We start from the raw sequence: 26,530 nt of genomic DNA on the forward strand, positions 1-26,530 counted from the left end.
TTATTTGGCTTGGTAAACCATTTCGCCATTAATGAAAGTTGCAATTACCTTTATATTTGGAAGTTCATTTTCATCAACTTTCATAATATCTTTATCAAGAACCGTAAAATCAGCAAACTTTCCTACTTCGATGCTTCCCTTTTCCTTTTCTTCAAAATTGGCGAATGCAGCCCAAATTGTCATTCCTTTTAAAGCTTCTTCGCGGGTTAAAGCATCCTTCATTTGAAAACCGTTTTCAGGATAATTCTTTAAATCCTTTCTGGCAACAGCGGCGTAAAAAGTGTACATCGGATTTACTTGTTCCACGGGGAAATCGGTTCCCAAGGCAACGATACCGGCCTTGTCCAACATAGTTTTAAAAGCATACGCACCCTTCATCCGTTCTGCTCCTACTCTATCTTCAGCCCAATACATATCGCTAGTGGCATGTGTTGGTTGTACCGAAGGAAGGATATTGTTGTTATCATCAAAATAATTAAAATCCTGTGGAGAAATAATCTGTGCGTGCTCCACTCTCCAACGTCTGTCTGTTTTACCATCTAAAGCCTTTTTATAGGCCCGTAAAACTGCAATATTTGCAGAATCGCCAATGGCGTGTGTGTTCATTTGAAACTCGGAAGCTGCAAATTTTTGAGCTAAATAATCCAAACTATCGGCTGTAGTAATCATTGCTCCAAAATGTCCTGGCATATCACTGTATGCCTCACGCATTGTCGCACCTCTGGAGCCAAGCGCACCGTCTGCATAAACTTTAAAGGAACGCACATTCAATCTATCAGTTTTATAAGTTCCATTATTAAGATAATAATCACGATTTTCAGGACTATTGCTAACCATTGCGTACATTCTCAGTTTAAACTTTCCATCTTTTTGAAGAGAATCAATCAACTCAATAATATTTCTGCCCAAACCAGCATCGTCAACGGTAGTCAATCCATATTGAAGACAAATTTTTTCCGCCTCCAAAAGCGCTTCTGCGGAAACTTCTGCTGTAATTTCTGGGAAGGTTTTTCCTATTAAACCCATTGGCGCATCAATAATTATTCCTGTAGGTTCGTTATTTCCCAAAACTATTTCACCCCCAGCCACTTTAGTTTTTGAAGTAATTCCAGCAAGTTCCAATGCTTTTGAGTTTACTAACATTGCGTGACCGTCAATTCGGCGCAACGAAACTGGTGTATTGGGAAATAGAGAATCCAATTCCTTTTTAGTGGGGAAATTTTTATCATCCCAATCGTTTTGATCCCAACCGCGACCAATAATGTAAGGCATATTTTTTTCTTCCTGAAAAGCTACAACACGTCCCAAAACTTCTTCAAAACTTGTGGTCCCTACTAAATCTACCTGTTGCAAGGCTAATCCAAGGCCGTATAAATGCGCATGGGCGTCAATCAAACCAGGAACTATGGTATTTCCTTTTGCATCGTAAGTTTCTTTGATATTGTATTTCAGTTCAAGTTCAGGCTTTAAGCCTATTTCGAGGATCTTTCCGTCTTTAACCACCAAGGCGTTTGCAGTGCTGAAATCATTATCAACCGTATAAATGGTTGCATTTTTAATAAGTAAATCTGCAGAAAGTTTATCTGGGGCACAGGAAGCAATCGATAGCGCTAATAAAAGGAAGAGTAGTTTTTTCATAATTGGTTTTGTTGAAGTGTAAAAATAGAAAACATCCGACAAAGACGGATGTTTTCAGAAATTATAATTTTTTTTAGGAAACTACCAATCAAACTTATAGGTAACCCCAGCCAATCCTTGAATGCCCTGAACGGGGTAATTCATCCATTTTTCGTAATTGTCTCCAAAAAGGTTGCTTCCTTTTACAAAAACTGAAAGTCTCTCTGTAAATCTGTAACCAAAGCTTAAGTTGGCATCTACATAGCCATCCAGTGTAATTTCTTGATTGATGGAATTTCCGAAAGGATCATTATTGTAAACTAAATCTTTCCGCTCTCCCACATAAAACAGAGAAGCACCGCCATACAATTTTTCGGTAATGTTGAAATTTGAAAATACCGAAGCTTTTAAATCTGGCAAGTTCCACGCTTCATTTTGCAAATTTGTGCTATAATTATAATAGTTGGCGTCGATCCCCAAAGTAAATTTATCTGAAACCTCCACTTTTAATTCTGCGAAAAAAGCAAGTGTGTTCACATCGTCATAAACCACGTTGAAAGAATTTCCGTATTCATATCCTTTAAAATTTGGGTTGTAAATCTTTAAGGGATTCATTTGAAAAAGAGAACGATTTTCATCTTTTCCGTAAGAAGCCCTCACGTTGTAGGCTACAGAATTTGAAATTTTCCCTTTAATTCCACCGAAACCTTCGTACAATTTTTTCGTCGGAACAATATTTAAAGTAGGCGAAACAAATGGGTTTTCTTCCTTTAAATTATAATATGAATTCTGCTGAAGCCCGCCTTCTGCCCCTCCGTAAACAATCACGGTCTCATCCAGCAACCGGTAAGAAGCATTCAATCTCGGATATAAAGAAAAATCGGTATCACTATTTTCGGAATCCAAACTTATATAGCCCGCAACCCCCAATGAAACGCTAAGATCGTCATTTACAAAAGTAATGGACGGCACCAATCCCACGTTTAAATAACTGTATTTAATATCGGAAGTGTTCGTGTAATTTCTGTCAAAACTTCCGCTTAAATAATCAATATCGCCATCTACTTTCAAAGTTAAGTTTTCCAATGGAAAGGAAAACTCAGGCTTCAACGTGGCATTAATTTCCGAAGAAGAAAACGCATCGCCCAAATAGCGAATATTCACAGCAGCCCTTTCGAAAAAAGAATCGTCCAACGCAATGCTCCCACCTGCATAACCACTGAAATACATTTGCAACGGATCAATATCCGCAATCACGTTTTCGGGATATGTTACGTAATCTTCGGGCAAACCGTACCAATTGTAAATTTGGTGTTCCACGCCTGCGTCAAGTCTGTAAGTTGCATCTTTTTGTCTGCTTGTGTAATTCGCATCTAGGCTAGTATCGTAATATTTGTTGTCCAGTTTAACATCTTTTATATCGCCCTGTGAAGAATTGTGCCGAAAGAAAAATCCAGCGTTATCGGTACGACTGATTTCAAAATTGCTGTAAAATTCGCCTAAAATGGAAGTGTAATTTCCGAAACCAAGCGTTGCGTAGTTATCATACAATTTTATGGGTTTTGCTTTTTCAACCGTAGCTGCCTTTCCTTTTGCTGGCGTAAAAGTTGAAGCTACCGGAACCGAGAAAATACTGTATTTCACCTCCTTTTTTGTAGTGGAAATAGAATCGTTCAACGAAGGAGTTTCCTTCACTTTGAAGGCGTCCGAAATTGTGGGCGTATATGGTTTCACTATATTTACAACCTCAGGGTCGAGTTCTTTTTCTTGCGAAAACATCGAGAAATTGAACAATACAATTGTTGCGAATGAAAATAATACTATGCGTTTCTTTGACATATTTATAGTAATATCGTTTTAAAATAATTGCTTAGTTTCCGCCTGTTTCAACGGAAGAATTGGTTTTTGCTTCTGCATTTTTGATTACGGCCAATTCTGTTTTTGCTTCCTCAACTACATCTGGATAATCAGTGAAGTTTTTGGTCACACTTTCCAAAATGTACGTTGCTTGGTATGCATCTTTCAATGCGTAAAAATTCTTTGCCATTAGTACTAAACCTTTGGCGCCGTATAATTTATAACCGGAATAATCCTTCGCCAATTTCTGTACGGAAGCATTTGAGCCTTCATAATTTCTTTCTTTATTTTTGAAGTAAGCATCGTAATAAAGCGCTTCGGCAGCAAGTTGGCCGGTTGCAATTTTCTGCACTTCCGCATATGCTGTTTTGGCTTTTGCTTCGTTATTCGTTTTCATCGCAGAACGGGCGATTATTACTTGTGCGTCGCTTTTTATTGAATTGTCAATTTTTGAATTCTGAAGCACTTTTTCGGCATAATTTACTGCTTCGGCATATTGTTTCAATTCATATGAAGCCTTCATACTATTGGTTTGCGCGAAGATGATATTCTGTGGAAAATCTGCTTCGGCTTCCAAACGCGTTAAATATTTCAACCCATTTTGGTAATCTTTTTTACCTAAATACAATTCTGAAATGCGGGCCAAAGCTTGTTCTGTAAATTCACTTCGTTCGCGATTTACAACATATTCAAAATGCGGAATGGCTTGATCTGCCTTTGTGTCTGCGAAATAAATTTGCCCTAAATAGAAATGTGCATTCAATGCATGCTGTCCATTTGGAAATTGCTTCAAATAATCCTCAAAACGGCCCTGTGCCTGCGATTGTTTATTTTCTAAATATGGTTGCTCTGCTGCTAAATAAGCTGCATCGTCTAGTTCTGTATCGCCCACTTGCACGTAATCCAAGGTTTTTACCCAACGCGCATATTCGTCAACATTTCCCTGATCTATATAAATAATTTTTGCCGAAGAAACAGCTTGTAACGCTTCTGCCGTTGAGGGAAAATCCTTCGCCACTCTTTTGAAAATAGCCAGTGCTTCGTTACTTTTTCCGGTGTTCTCATAAATCAATGCTTTTTTCAGCAAAGCTTTTGAAACGAAACTGCTGTTTGGAATGTCCCGGACCATTTGATCATAAGCCGAAATTGCCTCATTCGTTTTGTTTTGCGCGACGTAGGTATTTCCCAATTCATACAATGCATCGTCGCGGTAAACTGATTTTGGATATTTTTTAACGAAAGAAATAAGTTCCTCAATTTTTTTATCGCTTCTATCCACAAAACCATAGCTGATAGCTTTTTGAAATTCTGCATAATCATTATCGCCACCCAATTCATTCGCAGCGTTGTAATTTTCCATCGCAGGCCAGTATTGGCTTGTTACAAAATAACTGTCGCCCAAACGTAGATAAGCATCCTTTTTACGGACTGTTTCAGCGGAAGACGAGCCAACATAACTTTTGAAATTGCTAATCGCATCTGGATAATTTTTAAGCTTGAATTGGTTGTAAGCCAAATTGTATTTCAAATTTTTATTTTCTGAAGTGTTTTGCGATCCAGGCATCTGTGCAAACTTTTTATAACCAGCCAATGATTTTTCAAAATTTGAAAGTTGGTAATCGCTTTCCGCTTTCCAATAGGTAGCGCGGGCTGCAAAACTTGGGTCTTGCGATTCTTTCATGCTTTTATCAAAAAACAAAATGGCTTCGTTGTAATTTGCTTCGTTGTAAAGTTCAATTCCCCAGTAAAATGCTACTTTTTGATAGGCCGCTTTGTCTGCAAAATTTTTGTTGTTTTCCAACAAATTTAATGCTTCCTTATAATTTTTTGAAGTGATATAACTATCAATCAACAATTTTTTCAGCTCGTCGTTATTGGCGCTGTTGGGGTATTTCTCAATAAACGAAAGCAAAACCTGCGGTGTGCTTTTATAACTGTTCCCTATTTCATAGCTCAATTTTGCATAATTCAAATAAGCATCTTCCTGAATTTCGGCACTGAAATCCATTTCCGAAGCATTTTTAAAAGCATTCAACGCTTCCTGTTTTTTATCGAGTTTCAAATAACTTTCCGCCAAGTGATAGTATGCATTTTGGGCAACAGCATTCTTCCCATCCACAATTTTGTTGAACTCGCCGATGGCACTTTCATAATCCCCTTCTTTATAATAGGCATAGCCCAATTGGTAATAATCTGTATTGTTCCACTTGCCGCGTGTGCCTTTATATTCTTTTAAATATGGAATCGCTTCAGCATATTGACCTAGGTTGAAATAACTTTCCCCGATAATTTTTGAAAGCTGACTTTGTTCCTGCGGATTACTTTTGCTGAACTGCTCCTTCCCCATATCGATAGCCTTTTCGAAATTGCCAAGCTTAAAATTCATATCGGCTTGGTAGTAACTAAGATCTTCGGAATAGCGCTCCTCCCCTTTTACTTCTTCAAAGTTTTTGTTTGCTTCTTCGTAATCATCCCCTTCGTAGGCTATAAACCCCAAATAATATTTCGCCTGTGAACCGTATTTCTGTGAAGTGGAAACTTTATTGAAATAGCTTTTAGCGTCGTCATACCTTTTCGCCTTGAAATTTGCGTAACCGTTATTGAAGTTGAAACGTTCCTGCTCGCTTCTACTTAAACTTCCGGCGTCCACTTTATCGTACCACTTTTGGGCATGAGAATATTTTCCATTTTCGAAATAAAAATTGGCAACGTCTATAAATGCCGAATTTCGTTTTAAACTCGTGGGGTATTTCTCCACAAATTCCTCCATCAACTGGTCGGCATCCTGTTGGTTCAAGCGCACGGCGGCGTTGGCAATGTAGTAAGCACAATCGCTCTGCACGGTTTCGTCACTGGTGTTGCTTTTTATTTTGTCGAAAAGGCTTTGTGCAGCTAAAAATTGTCCGTTATTATAGAGTTCTAATGCCTGATTGAACTCAGCAAGGTCATTGGTAAATGCTGCGGTTTGCTGCGAAAGCGATGAAAATGAAAGAAATAGAAAAAGCGAAAAGACAAGAAAATTCTTTATCATTATTTACAGTTTTTGTGGCGTAAAGATATTTAACTTTAAATGTAGCTTTCGGCGATACTGTAAATTTTTAAGGTTTAATTAACGAATGGTTTTTTGGTGGATTTTCTTTGAATGATAACGCTTCAAAAGCGGAATAAGTATAAACTTCTGCAACAGATTTTAACATAGCAAGAATCTCTTTCAAAAAATACCGTAATTTTAAAACTTCATAATTTCTAAAAACATTGTAATGAACAGATTATTAATTTTCTCCATTATATTATTTTCTATTTCCGCAACAGCCCAACGCAATCCCTTTAAGAATCTTTCGGAAAAAGATGGCAAAATCGGTATCGGAACCAGTTTACCTGATGAGCTTTTGACCGTAAAAGGAAAAATACATACCCAAGAAGTATTAGTAGATTTAGATGGCGCCGTGGCACCCGATTATGTATTTGAAAACTATTTCACAGGTTTTTCAGAAGCAATGCCGGAATACCGATTGATTTCTTTGGAAGAACTGGAAACGTTTTTAAAAGAAAACAACCATTTACCAAATGTCCCTTCAGCCAAAATGATGCTTCATGATGGAATTTCACTGAAAGAAATGAATTTGGTTTTGCTCCAGAAAATTGAGGAATTGACGCTTTATACACTTCAGCAGCAAAAGGAAATTGATGCTTTAAAAGAAAAAATTTCAGAAAAATAAATAAGTTAGGAGTATTCAGTTGCAGTTGGCAGTATTTCAATTTACTTTTGAAATCGAAATCCACAATCATAAATCGTCAAGCTAAAACCTAAAACCCATGGCCGATAATGTATTATTTTTAAAAGACGCTTCAATTTTTCAAGGAGAGAATTTAGTTCTTTCTGATGTTTCCGTTTCTGTAGAAAAGGGTGAATTTGTTTATTTGATTGGGAAAACTGGAACTGGGAAAAGTAGTTTTATGAAAACACTTTACGGCGATCTTCCACTTCAAGAAGGCGAAGGGAATATTGTGGGTTACGATTTGGCGACCTTAAAAGAAAACGACATCCCTTTTTTAAGAAGAAAACTAGGTGTTATTTTTCAGGATTTTAAATTATTGAACGACCGAACAGTAAGTGACAACTTGCGTTTTGTTCTTACCGCAACTGGCTGGAAAGACAAAGCTGCAATGGAAAGCAAAATTAACGAAGTGCTTGACAAAGTTGATATGAAAACCAAAGCGTTCAAATATCCATACCAACTTTCGGGCGGCGAACAACAGCGTGTTGCCATTGCACGTGCACTTTTAAACGATCCAGAGTTAATCCTAGCAGATGAGCCAACCGGAAATCTCGACCCACAGACAAGTGTGGAAGTAATGGAAGTGCTACGCGAAATAAACAAAAACGGAAACACTATTTTAATGGCAACGCACGATTATGCGCTACTGTTGAAATATCCTTCAAAAACTTTAAAATGTGATGAAAATCAGATTTTTGAAGTTGTCCAGAAAACGGTATAAAGGTTTCTTGTTTATAAAAGAAGTTAATCTTTCAAAACGCTGGGGTCCCTGAGTTGCAGCTCACATTCTTTCTTGAGCGACGGATCAATTTTTAAATGAATTTTTCCTTTTGCGTTTGGCTTTAAAACCGTGTTTTTTGCAATAGTTATTCTTTTTCGGGAAGTTAACTCCAAGTTGGAATCTTCTGTAAATTCCTGGTTTTGCATCAACACTTCAGAAATAGCCGTGAGCTTAAAATCCCATCGGCTGAAACGCTGGTTCTCAATTTTCACTCTTTCCTTTTCGGCGAACATATCAAAAACCATTTTTACGGCGCGCCCTGTATTCAACATTCCAGAGCCATACAGTCCCGCATAAGGTTTGTTGGGTTCTACATCGTCAATATTGGTAGAAGTAAACTTAATAATGCTTTCCACTTCTTCAGCCGGAAGGCACGGATAGAGCGAAAACATAAGCCCGATCGTCCCCGTAACCAATGGTGCAACACTAGAAGTTTGATTAAATTGTGTTGTTTCAACTTTGTTATCCAGCTTAAGTTTCCCATAACGAAAAAGACCTGTTCCGGGGGCGACAATATCTATTGATGTATTCAGATTGCTTATACTAATTGGGTAAAGAGAAGGAGTTTGAGTAGTGTCGTTATTTTTAAAACCGCCAGTTTGGCCTACGTAATTGCGAATGTCTTTTATATAATAGATTTCTTTATCTTTCAAATATTGGATGTTTTCTGAAAAATGTTCATATCTGTGAGATGCTGAAGACACCGCTATCACTTTATCATAGCCACCTGGATAGTAAATTTTTTTTCCATCGGATTTGGAAAAAGCGATATTATGTCCAACGGCCACTACTACAGTACCATTGTCCATCATTTCATAAATAGCCGCTTGTGCTGTTTCGTAGTATCGCGAGATTCCCCAACTGCAATTGATAACCTTCACACCCATTTTGGAAAGTTCTACTAACTGCTCCAATGTATTTAAGTGCCTATAGTTGGTAGCATAAATACTGCAATCATAGCAAACCCCAGGAATTCCATACCCATTATCACCTTGGCCTGCGGCAGTTTCCGCAACCGAAAAGCCATGTCCATTTACCAAAAGGGATTTCCGTACAATTTTACTTTTACCTTCAAACTCTTTGTCATCGGGTTCTATGGAACCATCAGAGATGCCAATAACAATATCTCGCGAACCAGTAGTGTAATACCACGCCTTAGGTACTTCTAAAAAATCGAGATAGTCTAAATTTACCTGTGCTCCCAAGTTTTCACCAATGGTGCTGGTAAGTCCATAGTCATTGGGTTCAAATATTTTTTTGTCTTCGTCGGCAATCAGTTCACCGAATTCAAAAAGATGGGACATATTTTGCAATAAATCAGTCATCAAAGCTTCATTATCTGCAACAACAAAAAAAGTCTTTTTCAGGTTTTGTTTCTTGGCATGTTTCCACGTTTTCTTGAAAATTTTAATTTTATAATTTTTCAAAGCTGCTTTTAATCTGGCATCATTACCTGAATATTTCAAATAGTCTCCGTTTTTTTCAAAGGGAGGTACAAAAGAAGTGTCGCGAGCACGAAGATAAAACCAAGCCTCCGTTTGTGCAATAACTGAAAATGAGGAAAGAATAATAAATAAGAGTAGTAATGAAATTCGCAAGGCAGATTCTTTTTTACAAGGTAATTGTTTTTTTCAAAATGAAGTAGACCAAAAATAGACAAAAAGATTCAAGATATAATTTGTTCCATATCCTAAAAAGATTGCTGTATTTTAGCAACATGTACCAGACCCTGAAAAAATTTGCGCTTTCTGTTGTTCCGCGTAAATTCCTTATTGAAAATGAGGTTTTTTTACGAGCCATTTTTGCCTTTCATCTTCGTGGAAATAAATATGAATGTACCGTTTGTGGTCATGGACTTAAAAAGTTCATCCCGATTCCTGATGGCGACTTGCTTTGCCCTTTTTGCGGAAGCCGTTCACGAACCCGAAGACTCTATTCATTTATTAACGAGAATGATTTAATCCACGGAAAGGCACTTCATTTTTCGCCTTCGCGAAGTGTTTACAGATTGTTGAAGAAAAACCCAAACATTACTTATTTCAGTACTGATTTCGAAGATGAATTTCTTGCCGATTATCGCTATGACATTACCCAAATTCCTCTGGAGAACAATTTTTTTGATCTGATAATCTGCTATCATATTTTGGAGCATATTGAAGACGACAAAAAAGCTATGGAAGAATTGTACCGCGTCTTAAGGCCTAATGGTACCTGTATAATTCAAACTCCATTTAAAGAGGGAGACATTTACGAAGGTTTTTCGAAAAAAACCCCAGAAGAAAGGCTAGAAGCCTTCGGACAGGAAGACCACGTGCGCATCTATTCTTTGCAAACATTGCAGAATAGATTGAAAGAAAATGGTTTTCAGAATGTAGAAATCAAAACTTTTCCAACAAATAAACGTTACGGGTTTATGGAAGAAACTGTATTGATCGCAAAGAAATGATTTCAATCCTCATCCCAACATATAATTACATCGTTTTTTCATTGGCAGAAAACTTGCAAAAGCAATGTGAAAATGCAAATATTCCCTATGAAATTTTGGTTTTGGATGATGCTTCAACAGCTAAAAAATCTTTGGAAGATAATTCAAAAATAAATTCATTGAAGCATTGCAGTTTTCAGGTTTTAGGCGAAAACATCGGTAGAAGTAAAATCCGTAATCTGTTGGCTGAGAAAGCAAATTTTGATTGGCTTCTTTTTCTCGATGCAGATACTTTTCCTTCAAATTCAGAATTTATAGCAAAGTATTTGACGGCTTTTTCAAATGAAGTTTCCGTTATTTTTGGTGGGATTGAGTACCCGAAAAACAAGTCAGAAAATTTCAGTTTAAGGCATAAATATGGTTCAGAACGCGAAAGTCTGCCGCTGGTAGAACGCCTTAAAATTCCATACCGAAGTTTTATAACAATGGGATTTGCCATTAAAAAAGAAGTTTTTCAAAAGATAAAATTCAACGAAAAGCTATCTGGCTATGGTTATGAAGATTCGGTTTTTGGGTATGAACTTCAAAAAAACAACATTTCATTGCTACATATTGAAAACCCCGTAATTCATTTGAATTTGGAATCCAATGAAGATTTTATAAAAAAATCGAATTTGGCGCTTCAAAATTTATTGAATTTTTACAAATCTGGTGTAATTGACGTCGAAACGGTAAAGATTCTAAAAACATACCAAAAGCTTAAAAGCTATAATCTACTCTTTGCTGCGCGTTGGTTTTTCAATATTTCAGAAGAAAAACTGCTTAAAAACCTGAATTCACCAAAACCTTCTCTTTTCCTTTTTGATTTGTACCGCTTGGGTTATCTTAGTTCTTTAAAATCAAGAGATGCCTAAATTTTCAGTGATCATATCGGTCTTTAACAAAGAAAAGTACATCGCTGGCACTTTAAGGAGTGTTTTGGCCCAGACTTTTACTGATTTTGAAGTCGTGATTCTAAATGACGGTTCCACTGACAATAGCGGAGCTGAAATTCTAAAATTTAAGGATCCGCGGATTCGTTATTTTTCAAAAGAAAACAGTGGCGCATCGGCTGCCCGAAATTTTGCAATCCAACAAGCGGAAGCCGAATATATTGCATTGATGGATGCCGATGATTTTTGGCATCCTTTCTATTTGGAAGAGCAAAGCAGATTGTTAAATGATTTTCCCGAAGAATCAGTTTTTGCAACTGCAACAGAAATTAAACGAAACGGAAAAACATTTACAAACTGCTATTCCATTAAAACCATTGGAAAAGATTCAATTCTGGTAGATTATTTTGAAGCGAGTCAACTTGACTCTGTATTGTTGAGTATTTCAACGGTCTTAAAAAAAGATGTTTTTGAAAATGTAGGTTGGTACGATCCAAAAATAAAAAGTGGAGAGGATACTGATCTTTACGTGCGTATCGGTCTAAAATACAAAGTGGTTTTCAGCCCGAAAGTGTGCGCAACCTATATAGTCCGGAAAAATAGTTTGTTTCAAAGTGTAAAAAAAATAGAAGAAAAAGCCAATTTTGAAGCGTATGAAATTTTTGAAAAAGACAATCCCGCACTTAAAAAGTTTTTGGATTTAAACAGATACTCGCTTTGCATATTAGCCAAATTGGAAGGTAATAAAGAGGCTTTTCAGAAAAATTTTCTGAAAATAAATCAAGAAAATCTCAGCAAAAAGCAACAGTTTCTACTTCGACAAAACAAAACCATTTTGAAGTATCTCTCAAAAACGAAGGACAATTTGGAAAAGCTCGGGCTTAGGCTAGGCACCTTTAAATAATTGGAAATCTTCGTATTCCCTAATATAATCACTTTCCAAAAATTTCCCGGAAGAAAGCACCAAACATACTGCCCCCGAAGAAAAATTTTCAAGTTCCCGCCATATTCCAGTAGGTATCAATAGTCCTTTGTTTGGCTTATTGAGCGCCATTGTTTTTTTGTTTTCTCCATCATTCAGAATTACATCAAAACTACCGCTAAGAGCTATTAAAAACTCCTGTTGTTCCTTGTGTGCATGACCGCCGCGGTAAGCATCACTGGGCACATCGTATAAATAATATATTCGTTGCACCGTATACGGTAACAAATCGCCCTCAATTACCGAAAGATTGCCCCGCGGATCGGTTATTTTCGGGATGTCCATTAAATTTATATTGTCTATTTTAGTGTAGTCCATGTTTCAATAATGTATTCCATTTTTCGGCTGTATTTGCCATTGAAAACCGAGCAACGGAAGGTTTAGTGTTCTGTTTAATTTCGTTATAAAAACTGTCTTCAAAACAAAGCACCTGCAATGCTTCGGCAAATAAAGATAGGTTTCTTTCGGCAATCAGCAAACCATTTTTTTTGTGCTGCACAATTTCCGAAGGTCCCGAAATAATGTCTAACGAAACCACCGGCGTACCTAAAGAAAGTGATTCTACAAGAACCATGGGAAAACCTTCATATTTGCTGGTAAGCGTTACAAAGCGGGCATTTTTTATAATTTCAAATGGACTTTTTGTGAAAGGCAAAAACAAAATTTGGCGAGTACAATCTTTGGAAGCAGCCAGTTTTTGGAGCATTTCTTTGTCTTTTCCATCGCCTAAAATAACAAGATGAAAATCTTTTTCCCAAACTTTTGATTGTGAAAAAGCATCAATTAAAAACGAAAAATCCTTTATTGAATCGTCCAATCGGCCGTAAGAAAGTATGTATTTTTTATTTTGAAGTATTTTGGGGAGTTCGTCAGCTTCTTGAGCCCAAGCAGGATCAAAAGCATTGTGGATTGTTATGGAATTTTCAATTCCTTCTTTTCTTAAGATTTGGTTTTCAATGTATTCCGAAACAGCTACATTCAAAATATTTTTCTGACAGATTTTTGAAAACGCCGTCGGATTCTCAGTGAGGTATTCCGCTTTTTTGGAACTGTGTACTACATAAATTTTATTGAGTTCTCGATAAATAAACTTCGAATAAAAAAGTTCGCGATCAAAATTATTTTTGGGGCGATGATCGATTATTACATCGAAATTTTCTTTTTTCAAATAATTTCTAAATTTCCGAAAGCGAAGCAACCGTTTAATCATCGAATCCTTTTCAGTTTTCAATTTTCCCAAATTCAGCAATTTACCACTGAATGGATAATCAACTTCATCGTTCAAAATCACCAAATGCACCTCGTGACCCTTTGCTTCCAACATTTGAGAAAGCATAGCACAAGACCGTTCCAAGCCGCCTTTTGCAAGCGAGATGGAAACTAGGCACACTTTGAATTTCTTTTCAGCGCCCATCGCTATTTATTATGTATTTTTGGTTGCACAAGGCAAAGATAAGTTTCTAAGAATACTTTCAATCTTGAGTATGAAAAAATTAACCACAGAGTCACAGAGGACACAGAGGTTTCTCTGTGAACTTTGTGCTTTTACTTTGTGAATTTTGTGATAAAAAAATAGGATGAAAATACTTTTGGTGGGCGAATACAGCAGGTTGCACAATTCCTTAAAAGAAGGGTTGCATGTACTTGGTCACGAAGTGGTACTGGTTTCAACAGGAGATGATTTTAAAAATTTCCCCTCAGATATCCTTTTAAAACGTAAATACGATTCCGGAATTTCAAAAAAAATAAAGGTTGGTCTGTTCAAAATTTTTGGAATAGATATTACTTCACTTTCCTTAAAAAATCAATTTTTTAAGCAGAAAGAAAAATTCAAGGATTTTGATGTTGTGCAATTAATTAACGAAAGTCCGTTGGGAATTTTGCCGAAGTATGAAAAAGAAATCATTTCATTTTTAAAAGAAAACAACAAAAGACTTTTCCTGCTTTCTTGCGGAACGGATTATACAAGCGTGAAATATGCATTCGAAAAAAAGTTTCGCTACTCTATCTTCAATCCACTTTTTGAAAAGAAGGTTTCAGAAAAAGATTTTTTTCCAGCCTTGAAATATCTAAAACCTGAATACAAAGATTTGCACGATTTTGTATTTAAAAAACTTAACGGCATAATTGCTTCCGATTTGGATTATGACATTCCTCTTCTTGGAAATGAAAAGTATTTTGGTCTGATTCCAAACCCCGTAAATATTGAAGAATTAAAGTTTAAACCGTTTTCTTCCGAAGGAAAAATTATCGTTTTCCACGGTATCAATCGGGCTAATTATTTCAAAAAAGGAAATGATTATTTTGAAGCGGTACTTAAAAAACTTCAGCAGAAATATGCTGAAAAAGTTGAAGTTATTACGGTTGAAAACATTCCGTATTCTGAGTATATTAAAAAGTACAATTCGGCGCACATTCTTTTGGACCAAGTGTTTGCATATGACCAAGGTTACAACGCTTTAGAAGCAATGGCGAAGGGAAAAGTAGTTTTTACAGGAGCCGAAACCGAGTTTTTGGATCGCTACAATTTGAAGGAAGGCGAAGTATGTATAAACGCGCTTCCCGATTTGGATTCTTTATTCGAAAAGTTAGAAGATTTAATTTTAAATCCTGAAAAATTAAATGCCATTTCAACTAATGCAAGAGAGTTTATTGAACGGGAGCACGACTATATTTCCATCGCCAAAAAATATCTGGAAGTTTGGGAAAAATAGTTAGAAAGGCAAATCAATGGATTCTGGGATAATAAAATCTTTGGAATAAGGATTTTCAAGAAAGCTAAGCGGTGGCTTTTGAAATTTAAGGATATCCTCTCTTTCAATTCCATAAACACTCCAATAGTTAGAGAGCAATTGGGCAAATATATCCTCGTCCCAAAACCCGAAAATCGGTCTGTTTTCTAAAATCTCAATCGGAAGCGCTTCTATGGTAATCCCATCCTCTTGGTTTTCGATTTTGTATTCAGGTTTGTATTGCAAAATATAATCTGAATAATGAAATCTTGCGTACAATTCCTCAAATTGAATGGGATGTAAAACATGGCCTGCCATTTTATCGAGTAACTCCTTTTCCTTCTCCCCGATTAGGCCATTGTCCTGTAAGCAGGCAATAAAACCAAAGCCATTTACACCGAATGAGAACATTAAATTGATTGCATCATCGCGATAGCTAAAAATATCAGCCGAATATTTAAGCGGAAATACAACGATGCTCCACGGTTTTTGCCCAACGAAAGAAACGGGCTCAATTATGGATTGAAGCATCAAATGAAAACGACCAAAGCGTTCCCTAAGATGGGCAGAAAGCGCAAACTCCTCGCCCTGTCTTAACAGCCTATCTCTTTCATACAGCATTTCGTAGTACAGAAGTCCGTAAACCATTCTTCCAGTCCACTGGAAAAGCAACTCTTGGTCTAGTGATTCCATTCCTTCAAAACCCTTTTCATAGGCCGCCTGAATTTTTAGGTCCAAATTTGTGAAAGCCTTTTTTACCTCGGGGGAACATGGCAATTCAAGATCGGAATATTTGTAGGATTTGGTTTTGTCCATCATCTCAATCTTTTCATCACCAAATTTGAATTGATCCATCAGCCATTGTGGAAAAACGGAAATCCTTTCAGTTGTCAATACTCCGGAAAGGAAGCAAAAATGTTCGTCGAATATCAAATCCTCAAAAGGATTAAAAAGGGTAAGAGACATAAAAATTTAGCTTTGGATTTTTTTGCAAAGATAGCTATAAACACTTGTTCACTTTGCCCGATTGACAAAGAGATTATTTTCAAAAAAAAGCAGTACTAATTGTCTCAAAAGATGACGTTATTAACGGTAAATTTTAAACGGGGACATCTTTTTATGAAAGTTGCTGATTGATACTACAGCATTGGAAATATAATGTAAAACTTATGTGACAATTAAATACTTTGTTAGATTAGCTAGTTCACCATCCCAATCGCGAGAGATATTTTCTCTTAGCAATTTTGCAGGTATTCCTCCAATTAAGACGTTTTCACCAAATTTGGAATAATCTTTATTACATAAGGTATTTGAAGCAATGGAACAATTATCTGGAGTTACCGTTTTTTGCATAATAGACACTCTATTGCTAATAAAATTATAGTCCCCAAGTTTAATGCTACCATTTATTGGGTATTTCTCACCCGTTTTAGTATTCACCATTTGATGGAAATTGGTGTCAATCAGTTGCGATTCAGAGCCAATTCTTGCATAAGTGCCTAAAACAATTTTGTTTTTACATATTACTTTTCCGTTGGAAGCTAAGGAAGCCATATGTCCAAATTCACAATATGCATTGTCATATACATACACAAAATAATCTTTCCCAAACTGAACGTGCCCCTTAACTACAAAAGTTCCACTCAAAAATAGTTCAGAGGTGCCTTTATATTTAGTAATTAGCTCATAAGGCTGTCCAAATCCTACCATAGCTCTCTTTATGGGAGCTTCAATTTTGAAATCACCTTTTAAAGATGAAAATTTTACTGGTCCATAAAAAAATACGGGAAGTTTTCTGGCTACTGCTTTAGGAAACATCTTATAATTGAAATAGTATGTTTTAATCCAATTCACAGATTTATAAAACCTGAATTTCTCACGGAGACTTCTATATATTTTCTTTAAGAATTCTATCATTTCTTTCGTCTAAAAAATTTTCCGAACACTTCTTTTATATCCATTTTCTTATCTAATTGAATATATGAAAATACAAAAGAAAACAGTGCTACTAATGATAGTGCGATATATTTTAAATAAGTGTTCTCGAGATAAGTAAGCAAGAAAGATACACCACATAATAATATACAGATAGCGAAAACGGAATAAAAACCTTTTTCAAAATAGAAGCCATAACGATATTTTGTTATAATGCGAATTCCTGCGAAATGTATAATGTAATAAAGGAGGAAACTAATACCCAAACCTTCTAACCCTCCATAGTAATAGCCTACCACATTCCCCACTAAAAGTAAGGCATTAAAGCCAATTGCAGTTTTAATAAAAGTTTTTGAATCTCCTTTTGCGATAATAATATAACCCATAGAAAAAGAAACAGCTTTAAAAACCATGCCTAAAATGCCCCAGTTTACCATACTAATTATAGGAGTGAATTCTTTGGAATACAGAATCACTATTATTAATGGAGCTGCAAGTAAAAACACCACCACAATTGGGGTAATTAGCAAAATGGCAATGAATGCTTGTTCAAAAACAGTTTTGCGTATTTGTTGAATTTTATCGGAAATCGCAGATAATCTTGGAAAATAATCAGTTCCCATGGCATTAAAAACAAGGCCCACATATGAATTTAATATCACAAAACCTGCATTATAAAATCCCACCTGAGTTACTCCTCCTGTTTGGCTTATAAAAATTTGAATTAAATAGGCTACCAATAACCCTATCATGGTACTTAGACTAAGCATGATTCCCAAGTAAATCATTGGCTTACCTTCAGAGAAAGCCTCTTTATTTGAAAGCCCTATTTTTTCAATTTCAATCGTTTTTGCATAATAAAATGTAAAAATAAAGGCTACAAAAGATGATATTATTATAGCAGGCACAATTGCATCTACTCGGTAGAAGTAGTAAAGAGGAAGTGTTATGACCAACCCAAAAAGATTTCCGTATAAATTTGCCTGTGCTAATTTTTTTAATTTCCGAAGACCTTGAAGAATGGCCAATTGGCCATTTGAAAGTTGCTTGAACAAAAGAGCAACAGAAAGCCACACAAAGGAAAAGGTAAATTCTTTGCTTTCAAAAGCAAATTCGCTCAACCAAGGGGAAGCTATCATCATAACCAAAGCCCCAAAACAAGCTGAAACCCACACGAGCCTTTTTAAAATTTGAATCGTTCGTGAAACGCTTTTTGTGTTTTCGCTGTTATAGTTATAGGAGATATCCTTTACAGCGCTTTTGTCAAGTCCAAAATCGGTCATTCCACTTATAAGGCCCAAGGTTGAAGTGAAAAGTGATGCAATTCCGTATCCCGCTGGGCCAATCCAAAGAGCAATAAATTTTGAACGAACTATAGAAACAAGAATATTGAAAACCTGAACACCACCAAAAAGTGATGTGGCCTTCATTACCTGTCTATATGAATTTTTAGATTCTAGCATTCACTAAATTGGTTTCAAAACTATTTAAACTATACTAGATATATGACTTTAAGATATCCTATTCTGCTTTTTAAAATATCTAAACACTAAGAAAGAAACTATAAAAAAGTAAACCACGTATCTTAAAAAGTGTGCCATTACCACGCCCTCAATGCCGTATATTCCCGTGAAATAATATGCAAACCCATAAAAAAGTGCCAGCGACATTATCTCTGTAAATATAAAATTGAACACCAATCTTTTGGCTAAAAACTGATGAACTAGAACTAAGGAAGCTAAGCGTATAAAGTCTCCCAAAAGTTGCCATTTAAAGAGCGGAGCCATTTCAATTTGCCCAGGATATATTAGTTCTATAATCACATTTCTAAATAAAAACACTAAAATCATCCCCCCAGCAAAAAGTGGCAAAAGTGTTTTATAGATAGCTATTACTTCATTTTTAAAATTTTCTGAATTATAAATTCCGGCAAATTTGGGGATTACATAAAGCGTAAAAATGGAACTTGAAAACACCATATAATTCTGTGAGATAAACGTCATATTGGTCCAAATTCCCGCATCTCTTCCAGATAGTTTTTCGTCTAGCATACTGCGAATATCTATCTCCACAATGGGCAATAAAATTGAGGAAACAAAAGACATAACGGTAAAAGCCAAAAGTGCCTTTGCCATAGGTGCTTGAAGTTTGAGGCTTTTAAATTGAATATACTCGCGCAGTACTTTATAAAAAAAGAAAAGCATAACTGAAACCTGGACAACGGGCGTAATAGCAATTGCAAACAAAACGCCATCCAAATTATACTGAAATAAAAATATTACTGTTAGCACCGCGCTAACCAAATAGCTAATCAAGTCTATTTTAGCGTATTTTTTATAATCTGAAAGACCATTTATAACACCATTAAAAACTCGTTGAACGGCTATAAAAGGAACTATAACTGCCGTAAATTTTATTAAATAGGAATATTCGGTAGACGAAAATAAGTAAGAACTAATTTCTGAAGAAAACAAAAGTAGAACGGAAGATGTAATAGAAACCCCAATAATCTGAAATACAAAAACAGAGGAAAACAGTCGCTGCAGCTTTATTTCATCTTCTTTATATTCGGCAATGTATTTTACTATTCCATTAAATGTTCCTAAGGAAGTAATAGACATTAAAAGTGAAGATAAGCTTCTAAATTGCCCTATTTTATATTGCCCTACTGGCCCGACATATTCAGACAACAACCGCTGTATTAAAGCAGAAATAATCAGGCGAAAGCCAATAACTCCAGCATTTAAAGAAGTCATCTTTAAAAGAAGATTGCCGCGTATAAAATCTGGGATTCTCAATTAATATTTATTTAAAACCGAAATCACTTTTTCAACATCTTCATCCGTCATGATCGGACTCATGGGAATGCTCAAAACCTCGCGATGTATTCTTTCAGTATTTGGAAAATGTAAATGGGAATATTCCGAAAGTGCCTGCTGTTTGTGGGGCGGAATTGGGTAATGAATTAAATGGCCAACTCCATTTCTATCCAAATAATCAATGAAGCCGTTTCTATTCTCTACACAAATTACAAAAAGATGAAACACGTGGTTTTCACTACCGTCGTAATCTGGAAGTAATACTTTTTCATTTTTGATTTCAAAAATATACTTTTTGGCAATGACTCTTCGACGCTCGTTATCAGCATCCAGTGTTGGCAATTTTATGTTTAGAAATGCAGCTTGTAACTCGTCGAGTCTTGAATTGAAACCCAAAAGCTCGTTGACGTATTTAGTAGAAGCTCCATAATTTCTCAATTTTTGAATTACTTCAGCCAACTCGTCGTCATTGGTGGTCACAGCTCCCCCATCTCCCAAAGCTCCTAAATTTTTGGTAGGATAAAAACTAAAACCTGCCGCATTGCCAATATTTCCTGCGCGTCTTCCATCTTTTGCTTTTGCTCCATGGGCCTGTGCCGCGTCTTCAATAACCAACAGATTATTTTCTTTTGAAATCTTTAAAATTCCCTCCATAGGTGAAAGTTGTCCGTAAAGATGTACGGGCATTATGGCCTTGGTTTTTTCGGAAATAGAACTTTTAAGTGAGTCAAGGTTAAAGTTATAAGTGCTCAAATCAGCTTCTACCAAAACAGGGATTAAACCCGCTTGCTTTATTGCTAAAATCGTTGCGATGTAAGTATTTGAAGCCACCAAAACCTCGTCATTCTCTTTTAGCTTTCCGAGGATTTTATAGCCTTCTATAATCAATCGTAGTGCATCCAAACCGTTGCCAACACCTATGCAGTGCTTTGCCCCGCAAAACCCCGCAAAATTAGCTTCAAACAATTTCACTTGAGTTCCCAGAATATAATAACCAGAATCCAAAAAATGTTGGAAACTGCTTTGAAGTTCAGCTTCAAAACGTTGGTTGATTGTTTTTAAATCCAAGAATGGAATCATATAAATACGGATTCTAATTTTTTATAATTTGCTGTTTTCACTTCATAAAATGATTGTGAAATACTTCTGGCTCCAAAACATTCTTTCCAATAAAGCAATCCTTCGTTTATGTTTCTTCCATTATTTTCGTTTGAAGTCCCAAAATCAAAATATCTCTTTTCCTTGAAACGCTGATTTATTAAATATTCAAACAAAAAATCTAATGTTCCCAACTGTTGTTTGTCTTCATTGGCTGAAATATATTGCATATGGGCCACATTTTCGGTTTCAAAAATTGTTGCCCCACCAACTATTTCATTTTCTTTATAAACATTAAATTGCAATATGTTTTTTGGAAAATAATTTGCCAACTGAGTGATTTCAACAGCCGAATGAACAGGCATCGCTGCGTGGCGCAAAGCCAAATTTGGAATTAAAATAGTATTCCAAAATGGCTCAAAATCATTTCCTTCCACTACTTTTAAGTTATTTTTCTGGCCTTTTTTAACTCCTTCCAAGCGGTTTGATGCAATTTTCAATGGACGCTGTTTGTCTATTACACTTAAAACATCAACTCTTATCATTGCGGCTCTAACTATAAAAAGCAGATAATCCATTTCATCCGAGGGTAACAGATTGTAAATGCTTGGTATTACTTTTAACTGAAGTTTTTTAATTTTATTTTCGTCCAACCACTGAAGTAGATTTTTAAAAATCTCAACAACTTCCTTCAATTTTGCTTTTTCGTTAAGTAGCAAGCCGCCGTAAGTTAAGCCTTGATGGGTGTATAAGGTTTTTCTAGAAATATTGGCTGGTAAGATCCCAACCACTTTTTCATTTTTAAAAATTAGTAAAGAATGGTCCTCAAATCTATCAGAATGATATTCCATAAAATCCCGATGAAAAAGAAACGTAGCATTTTTTGTGTTCAGCAAAAAAGACTGCCAAAGTGCTCTATCTTTCGAAGTATACTTTTTTACGGAATAGTTTGCCAAAGCTTTTTGTATTATCGTTTATGAATTGGTCTCTTGAACTATATTAATAGTGCAAGTTAGATTTTTTTACAATCAACATCTCCTTTTTCGTCTATATATTCATAGACTCCCTCGACCGCGTCTTCTTTTAAAATTAAATAGCTTTTATCTTCTTGAAGGTGTTTCAAATATTCTTTGTCGTTCCCCAAATAAGAAAATAAAACCCGGAAAACATTTATACAACTCTTTAAATTTGAATCTATAGACGGCACTTCATTGTTTGGCCAACGAATAGAAAACATTACGCTAAAAGCACTATAAACAATATTGCGGTCAGTAGTTTTTTTGTAAAGTTCATGGGTATAATCCAAGCCCACAAAACCTCCGTGATCTGCCATAATCATAATTAACGCATTTGGATCATTTTCAACAATAAGGCTTACCATTTTTCTTATTTTTCCGTTGGCAATTTCCCTTTTTTTAAGCCACAGTTCCCGTTCTTTTTCTTTTCCTTTCGAGGCAGCTTTTGTACTTGATATGTGGCTCGGTTCAAAAATTTCTATAAAAAAGAAATTTCCAACATCGCTCTTGGAAGCGATAGCTTTTTCCAAATCGGGATACACATCTTTAACAACATTAAAACCTGTAGTGATATACGGAATTTCACTGTATTTGAAGTTGGTAAAATCATATCCCACTTTTGGTCGATTTACCAATAAATATGGATGCTCGGTAATAAAATGTGTTTTATAACCATTGTTTTTGAAAATGGTCAACACTGGATTTTCAGAAATTATGTTTTTTCGTGCGTTAATCATTTCCTTATAATCCGTTTTTCTATTGTAATAGTGGTGCTTCATCATAAATGTTGCACTGTTGGAAGTTAAGGTCGAAATATAATTGCTTCGAAAATTGGGGTAATTTTTAAAATCGTTTTCTTCCAAAAATGTCTTAAAGCCCGAATCGTCCACATTGTAAAATCCGCTTTCCAGTTGAGAAAAATTTACATAGCCATCTGGTTGAATGTAATAAATATTCGGTTTTTTTTGGAATATAACGCTTTCAATACTATCTGGTTGCTGCATCCATTTGGAGGAATAATTTAAATATTTTATAACTATAGGCACCAAGCCAATAAACCCAATGACCGCCAAAAGCAGTTGAATGGCGAGCCATTTTTTAAAATACTTATACAGAAAATAAGCTATCAAAACTGAAATAATAAAGATTCCCAATATTATTTTCCTTTGAATATCGGTGTATAAAATGATTTTTATAAAAAAGAAAAAAAGAAAAATATTAAAAAATGGAATTATATATTTTCCCCATTTTCCAGTAAAAGAAAGACTGGAAAACCATTTTAAAGTTGAAAAGAAAACAATCGGAATAAGTAAAAAAAACAATAAAAAGTAACCCAATTGTTCCAAAGAATTAATCATCCCAAAATTGCGGGAATAATAAAAAACCAAAGGATACAAGCCAGTTGCAATACCTATAAAAATAGGATTTGCCGAAACTTTGTTTAAAAATCCTTTAGAACTTTTTTTTGTAGTTTTAGACCGTCTCATTTCTTAATAAAAACCACCTTCCCCTCATTGTCCAAATATTTATAGATTCCCTGTGGTACACCGAAGTTGATGATTATATAACTTTCATCAGGTTGTAAGTTATCAATATACGAAGGTTTATCACTTAAATAAGCAGTGAGTATTCGAAAAAGGTTCACCGATGTTTTTAATTTATTGTCAAATTCAGGAACCTCCCCATTTGGCCAATGAATAGCGAGAATAGTACTGAAAATAGAGTTTACAAAATCAGGATCTGTATTTTTTGTGTAGGTTTCAGATGTGTTGGTCATCCCTACAAAACCACCGTGGTCGGCCATTATTATTATTAAAGCTTCCGGGTCGTTCTCAAGAATGTTTTTTGTCAATAGTCTCAACTTTTTATTGGACTCCTGTAAGCTTTCAATATAGTGTTTGCGCTCCCCTTCCACACCTTTTGAATCGTCTATTGTATTGGTTATATGCCCAGGGTTGAAAATTTCAACAAAAAAGAAATTTGGCCCTTCGGAATAGGTTTCCATATAATTTTTAAAAGGCTCAATAACATCTCGAGGATCCCCAAGACCAGTCGTGACAAAACTGATTTCTTTTGTTGAAAAATTACAGAAATCATAGCCCAACTTCGGTTTGTTAGTTAAAAAATAAGGCTGCTCCGTGAGAAAAAATGTGCGATACCCGTTGTTTTTAAGAATGCGAAGCACACTGTTGTCTGAAACAATAACATTACGTGCATCAATGGTTTCGGTAAAATCTGAGCCATTGTTGTAATAGTGGTGCTTCATCATAAAGACCGCACTGTTAGTGGGCAAGGTTGCCGCATAATTACTTCGGAAGTTTGGATAGCTCTTAAAATTACTTTCCTTCAAATAGGTTTCGAAATCAGCATTATCAATATTATAATGCCCTTTTTTCAGTTCAGAAAAATTCGCATAACCATCTGGCTGGATGTAATAGATATTTGGTTTCTTTTTGAAAACCGCAGCTTCAATATTATCAGGCTGCGTCATCCATTCTTTTGAATAGTTCAGTTGCTTAATAACCACAGGCGTTAAAGTGAACACACCTATCACGGCAAGTATCAACTGAAAGCCAATTATTTTTATGAAAAACTTACGAAGCAACAAGGCAAGCAGTACTGCTACACCAAATATGATTAAAGTCCGTATCCAGCTAAAACCAGCATATAATGCCACATTAAGGTAAGAAAAGAAGAAGAAAAAGTTTAAAAAAGGCAGTGCAATCGGTTGCAGTTTTTTAAAAAAATTAATTTTTGAAACCTTATTGACAATGAAAAAAAGTACTATCGGAGTCAAAATAAATATTGATACAAAATATCCCAAGTGACCCCAGGAATTTATCATTTTGTAGTTATTTGTATAATAAAATAAAAGCGGATATAATCCCGCCGAAACCCCAGCAATCATTGGGAATATATTGTCTCTTCTAAAAAAAACCGAGAAGAATCCCTGTCTTTTTTTAGGCTCCATAATTTTTATTTTTTAATAGATACAGTAAACGTTTGGTCCCTTTTACCGTTTCCTTTTTTTCTAGGGTAAAGTATTGTAGATAACCTTTCTCAAATTCCGTTTCGTTGTAAAAATCAAAATGGTTTATAAATTCTCGCTTGCGAACCAGTAATGACTGTGCCCAAGAATCCTCCCGGGTCGGGAACTCGATGATAAGGTTTTTTGAAAAAGAAGCGAAAAAAGAAGCCGATTTTTCAAAAGGAACATTTCCGGAAAGTGTAATGTGGTGAATTAATGCCAAAGCCATCGTTACATCTGGCGCATATTCTGCCAAACGTTCCATTAGGGAATTGCGCTCTGTATTATTGAAACCAATGCCGGGAGCTGGTTGTAAAACATCGCACACAAAGGGCAGCATATTTGTTTCCTTATTTTTCTGAAGTTGTTTGTAATTAAAATCTACAGCATTGCTGTCAATATCGGTAACAATTATATGTGGAACGTTATCAATAACGGACCGGGCAAAAGTGCCATCGTTGCCGCCCACATCAATTAATTTTTGTGGTGACAATGGTTTTATCCACTCTTTAATCAACGTTTTTTTTGCCTCAAAAGCGGCTTCGTCATAATTGGTTTTGTCGTAATAATCACCCCATTCACTTGTTTCTTTCAGTGTTAAGCCTTTTATATAATCGTAAAGACTTTCCAATATATTCTCCTGTGATTTTTTGGAAAGGGCCGTGATTTTGGTTTCAGCTTTGTAGTCTTCCCTGTGCTTGCTTTCCATTTTTGCAAGCAAGTGAATGTTTGGATACACCACCGAACTAATCTTGGTTCGTGAAGGGAGTAAGGAGGAAATCAATTTCACAGGAATCCCGTCAATGTGCGTTTGCATCATTTTGAAAATTTCGGTGCCGTGATATTTTGCCAAAACCAAAGGTCCAAAAAAGTGTGTGATGAATTGTTTATATGCACGCCAAGGAGTACCTTCTTCATAAAAGTCGAAAGAAAGTGTGTCTATAAAAACAGGTTTCCCTTTGTGAAAAGTAACGTTATAAGCGGAAGCATCTTTCAAAATAAAACCTTTTGAAAGTGCGTATTTCTGAATTTTTAGAGTGTGGAGCGCGGCGTGTTTGTATTGCTCAAAGCTCCATTCGTAAGGATTTGTGATGAATGGAATTTCTTCCGGAGTGATAATTATTTCTTCCGAAGAAACCGAAGTCTCTTCATGTGGAATAAGCAAACCATTCGAAATTAGGCTTTTAAAAAAACCTGTTTCTTTCAGTTTTTTGTATTGCGCGAAATATATAGGATTGATAGCCCTACGAAGTGTTTTTCCATCATAAAACATGTATCCAGAAGGATCACGAAATGAAGCTTGGTGTGCGTCAGTTTTTTTTGTCATCTTTATTGGTGTCTTCCTCTTCAACGTCAATTGAATCGTAAGTATCTTCTTTCTCTTTTACCATTCCGAAAAAAGATTTCACCTTATACATAACACCTTTTGAGAAAAGCAATATTCCAGCTGCCGCTGCCACTACCGCTTGTACTAACATTGCTCCCAGCCCTGGATCGAAATAAAGAAAATTCATACCTAATTATTTTAT

General features: G+C 35.7%; 22 protein-coding genes. 6 read left to right on the forward strand and 16 right to left on the reverse strand.

Annotated elements, in window-relative coordinates:
• The 3 genes from ESU54_RS10640 to ESU54_RS10650 all read right to left on the reverse strand — a co-directional run bounded on the left by ESU54_RS10640 (position 1) and on the right by ESU54_RS10650 (position 6,505).
• Positions 1 to 1,638: an amidohydrolase gene (locus ESU54_RS10640; RefSeq protein ID WP_111844417.1), complete on the reverse strand. Its 1,638-nt coding sequence runs from the start codon at positions 1,636 to 1,638 to the stop codon at positions 1 to 3.
• Between the two features lie 81 nt (positions 1,639 to 1,719).
• Positions 1,720 to 3,456 carry a TonB-dependent receptor gene (locus ESU54_RS10645; protein WP_111844416.1) on the reverse strand — a complete coding sequence of 579 codons (1,737 nt, stop codon included), beginning with the start codon at positions 3,454 to 3,456 and terminating at the stop codon, positions 1,720 to 1,722.
• Positions 3,457 to 3,487: 31 nt separating this feature from the next.
• Positions 3,488 to 6,505: a tetratricopeptide repeat protein gene (locus ESU54_RS10650; protein ID WP_111844415.1), complete on the reverse strand. Its 3,018-nt coding sequence runs from the start codon at positions 6,503 to 6,505 to the stop codon at positions 3,488 to 3,490.
• Positions 6,506 to 6,734: 229 nt separating this feature from the next.
• Here ESU54_RS10650 and ESU54_RS10655 point away from each other — a divergent pair, with 229 nt between their 5' ends.
• On the forward strand, positions 6,735 to 7,193 hold the full coding sequence (locus ESU54_RS10655; RefSeq protein WP_111844414.1) for a tail fiber protein: 459 nt from the start codon (positions 6,735 to 6,737) through the stop codon (positions 7,191 to 7,193).
• Between the two features lie 97 nt (positions 7,194 to 7,290).
• Positions 7,291 to 7,974 carry a cell division ATP-binding protein FtsE gene (locus ESU54_RS10660; RefSeq protein WP_111844413.1) on the forward strand — a complete coding sequence of 228 codons (684 nt, stop codon included), beginning with the start codon at positions 7,291 to 7,293 and terminating at the stop codon, positions 7,972 to 7,974.
• Between the two features lie 23 nt (positions 7,975 to 7,997).
• Here the strand turns inward: ESU54_RS10660 and ESU54_RS10665 are convergent, their stop codons facing one another.
• Positions 7,998 to 9,632, reverse strand: a complete 1,635-nt coding sequence (locus ESU54_RS10665; RefSeq protein ID WP_111844412.1) for a S8 family peptidase — start codon at positions 9,630 to 9,632, stop codon at positions 7,998 to 8,000.
• Positions 9,633 to 9,751: 119 nt separating this feature from the next.
• On the opposite strand from ESU54_RS10665, the gene ESU54_RS10670 reads away from it, so the two are divergent.
• Genes ESU54_RS10670 through ESU54_RS10680 form a run of 3 tightly spaced genes read left to right on the forward strand, consistent with a single transcriptional unit; the run spans position 9,752 to position 12,295 of the window.
• Positions 9,752 to 10,480, forward strand: a complete 729-nt coding sequence (locus tag ESU54_RS10670) for a methyltransferase domain-containing protein (protein ID WP_235004576.1) — start codon at positions 9,752 to 9,754, stop codon at positions 10,478 to 10,480.
• Positions 10,477 to 11,373, forward strand: coding sequence for a glycosyltransferase family 2 protein (locus ESU54_RS10675; RefSeq protein WP_111844410.1), 897 nt, complete (start codon positions 10,477 to 10,479; stop codon positions 11,371 to 11,373). Before ESU54_RS10670 ends, ESU54_RS10675 begins: the two co-directional genes overlap by 4 nt.
• On the forward strand, positions 11,366 to 12,295 hold the full coding sequence (locus tag ESU54_RS10680; RefSeq protein ID WP_111844409.1) for a glycosyltransferase family 2 protein: 930 nt from the start codon (positions 11,366 to 11,368) through the stop codon (positions 12,293 to 12,295). The genes ESU54_RS10675 and ESU54_RS10680 overlap by 8 nt, the downstream gene beginning before the upstream one ends.
• On the opposite strand, the gene ESU54_RS10685 is transcribed toward ESU54_RS10680, so the two are convergent.
• The gene (locus ESU54_RS10685; protein WP_111844408.1) at positions 12,278 to 12,691 is read right to left on the reverse strand and encodes a sugar 3,4-ketoisomerase; all 414 of its coding nucleotides are present in this window, start codon (positions 12,689 to 12,691) and stop codon (positions 12,278 to 12,280) included. The genes ESU54_RS10680 and ESU54_RS10685 overlap by 18 nt on opposite strands.
• Positions 12,678 to 13,787, reverse strand: a complete 1,110-nt coding sequence (locus tag ESU54_RS10690) for a glycosyltransferase (RefSeq protein ID WP_111844407.1) — start codon at positions 13,785 to 13,787, stop codon at positions 12,678 to 12,680. The genes ESU54_RS10685 and ESU54_RS10690 overlap by 14 nt, the downstream gene beginning before the upstream one ends.
• A 163-nt stretch (positions 13,788 to 13,950) precedes the next feature.
• Between ESU54_RS10690 and ESU54_RS10695 the strand changes: the two genes are divergently transcribed.
• Complete coding sequence (locus tag ESU54_RS10695) at positions 13,951 to 15,087, forward strand: glycosyltransferase (RefSeq protein WP_111844406.1); 1,137 nt, start codon at positions 13,951 to 13,953, stop codon at positions 15,085 to 15,087.
• Here ESU54_RS10695 and ESU54_RS10700 read toward each other — a convergent pair whose 3' ends face one another.
• The 10 genes from ESU54_RS10700 to ESU54_RS10745 form a co-directional block, all read right to left on the reverse strand.
• Positions 15,088 to 16,071, reverse strand: a complete 984-nt coding sequence (locus tag ESU54_RS10700) for a hypothetical protein (protein ID WP_111844405.1) — start codon at positions 16,069 to 16,071, stop codon at positions 15,088 to 15,090.
• Positions 16,072 to 16,272: 201 nt separating this feature from the next.
• Entirely contained in the window at positions 16,273 to 17,022 is a 750-nt protein-coding gene (locus ESU54_RS10705; RefSeq protein WP_235004575.1) for an acyltransferase, read from the reverse strand.
• Positions 17,019 to 18,503, reverse strand: a complete 1,485-nt coding sequence (locus ESU54_RS10710; protein ID WP_111844404.1) for an O-antigen translocase — start codon at positions 18,501 to 18,503, stop codon at positions 17,019 to 17,021. Before ESU54_RS10710 ends, ESU54_RS10705 begins: the two co-directional genes overlap by 4 nt.
• A 48-nt stretch (positions 18,504 to 18,551) precedes the next feature.
• Entirely contained in the window at positions 18,552 to 19,838 is a 1,287-nt protein-coding gene (locus tag ESU54_RS10715; protein WP_111844403.1) for an O-antigen translocase, read from the reverse strand.
• Entirely contained in the window at positions 19,839 to 20,939 is a 1,101-nt protein-coding gene (locus tag ESU54_RS10720; protein WP_111844402.1) for a DegT/DnrJ/EryC1/StrS family aminotransferase, read from the reverse strand.
• Positions 20,936 to 21,913, reverse strand: a complete 978-nt coding sequence (locus ESU54_RS10725; protein WP_111844401.1) for a GNAT family N-acetyltransferase — start codon at positions 21,911 to 21,913, stop codon at positions 20,936 to 20,938. Before ESU54_RS10725 ends, ESU54_RS10720 begins: the two co-directional genes overlap by 4 nt.
• 56 nt (positions 21,914 to 21,969) lie before the next feature.
• Positions 21,970 to 23,460 (reverse strand): hypothetical protein, encoded by a 1,491-nt coding sequence (locus ESU54_RS10730; protein ID WP_111844400.1) that lies wholly within the window; start codon positions 23,458 to 23,460, stop codon positions 21,970 to 21,972.
• Entirely contained in the window at positions 23,457 to 24,944 is a 1,488-nt protein-coding gene (locus tag ESU54_RS10735; protein WP_146743988.1) for a sulfatase-like hydrolase/transferase, read from the reverse strand. Before ESU54_RS10735 ends, ESU54_RS10730 begins: the two co-directional genes overlap by 4 nt.
• Entirely contained in the window at positions 24,934 to 26,328 is a 1,395-nt protein-coding gene (locus tag ESU54_RS10740) for a class I SAM-dependent methyltransferase (RefSeq protein WP_111844398.1), read from the reverse strand. The genes ESU54_RS10735 and ESU54_RS10740 overlap by 11 nt, the downstream gene beginning before the upstream one ends.
• Positions 26,312 to 26,515, reverse strand: coding sequence for a hypothetical protein (locus ESU54_RS10745; protein ID WP_111844397.1), 204 nt, complete (start codon positions 26,513 to 26,515; stop codon positions 26,312 to 26,314). The genes ESU54_RS10740 and ESU54_RS10745 overlap by 17 nt, the downstream gene beginning before the upstream one ends.
• Positions 26,516 to 26,530: the final 15 nt, after the last annotated feature.

It is taken from the genome of Aequorivita antarctica, from assembly GCF_007997155.1.
Lineage (GTDB): Bacteria > Bacteroidota > Bacteroidia > Flavobacteriales > Flavobacteriaceae > Aequorivita > Aequorivita antarctica.

Bases quoted from the DNA above. Each gene is read 5' to 3' on its own strand.
- ESU54_RS10655 (WP_111844414.1), top strand. From the start codon at position 6,735: ATGAACAGATTATTAATTTTCTCCATTATATTATTTTCTATTTCCGCA.
- ESU54_RS10660 (WP_111844413.1), top strand. From the start codon at position 7,291: ATGGCCGATAATGTATTATTTTTAAAAGACGCTTCAATTTTTCAAGGA.
- ESU54_RS10745 (WP_111844397.1), bottom strand. From the start codon at position 26,515: ATGAATTTTCTTTATTTCGATCCAGGGCTGGGAGCAATGTTAGTACAA.
- ESU54_RS10640 (WP_111844417.1), bottom strand. From the start codon at position 1,638: ATGAAAAAACTACTCTTCCTTTTATTAGCGCTATCGATTGCTTCCTGT.
- ESU54_RS10645 (WP_111844416.1), bottom strand. From the start codon at position 3,456: ATGTCAAAGAAACGCATAGTATTATTTTCATTCGCAACAATTGTATTG.
- ESU54_RS10740 (WP_111844398.1), bottom strand. From the start codon at position 26,328: ATGACAAAAAAAACTGACGCACACCAAGCTTCATTTCGTGATCCTTCT.
- ESU54_RS10685 (WP_111844408.1), bottom strand. From the start codon at position 12,691: ATGGACTACACTAAAATAGACAATATAAATTTAATGGACATCCCGAAA.
- ESU54_RS10675 (WP_111844410.1), top strand. From the start codon at position 10,477: ATGATTTCAATCCTCATCCCAACATATAATTACATCGTTTTTTCATTG.
- ESU54_RS10705 (WP_235004575.1), bottom strand. From the start codon at position 17,022: ATGATAGAATTCTTAAAGAAAATATATAGAAGTCTCCGTGAGAAATTC.
- ESU54_RS10695 (WP_111844406.1), top strand. From the start codon at position 13,951: ATGAAAATACTTTTGGTGGGCGAATACAGCAGGTTGCACAATTCCTTA.
- ESU54_RS10735 (WP_146743988.1), bottom strand. From the start codon at position 24,944: ATGGAGCCTAAAAAAAGACAGGGATTCTTCTCGGTTTTTTTTAGAAGA.
- ESU54_RS10720 (WP_111844402.1), bottom strand. From the start codon at position 20,939: ATGATTCCATTCTTGGATTTAAAAACAATCAACCAACGTTTTGAAGCT.
- ESU54_RS10700 (WP_111844405.1), bottom strand. From the start codon at position 16,071: ATGTCTCTTACCCTTTTTAATCCTTTTGAGGATTTGATATTCGACGAA.
- ESU54_RS10680 (WP_111844409.1), top strand. From the start codon at position 11,366: ATGCCTAAATTTTCAGTGATCATATCGGTCTTTAACAAAGAAAAGTAC.
- ESU54_RS10650 (WP_111844415.1), bottom strand. From the start codon at position 6,505: ATGATAAAGAATTTTCTTGTCTTTTCGCTTTTTCTATTTCTTTCATTT.
- ESU54_RS10710 (WP_111844404.1), bottom strand. From the start codon at position 18,503: ATGCTAGAATCTAAAAATTCATATAGACAGGTAATGAAGGCCACATCA.
- ESU54_RS10670 (WP_235004576.1), top strand. From the start codon at position 9,752: ATGTACCAGACCCTGAAAAAATTTGCGCTTTCTGTTGTTCCGCGTAAA.
- ESU54_RS10730 (WP_111844400.1), bottom strand. From the start codon at position 23,460: ATGAGACGGTCTAAAACTACAAAAAAAAGTTCTAAAGGATTTTTAAAC.
- ESU54_RS10690 (WP_111844407.1), bottom strand. From the start codon at position 13,787: ATGGGCGCTGAAAAGAAATTCAAAGTGTGCCTAGTTTCCATCTCGCTT.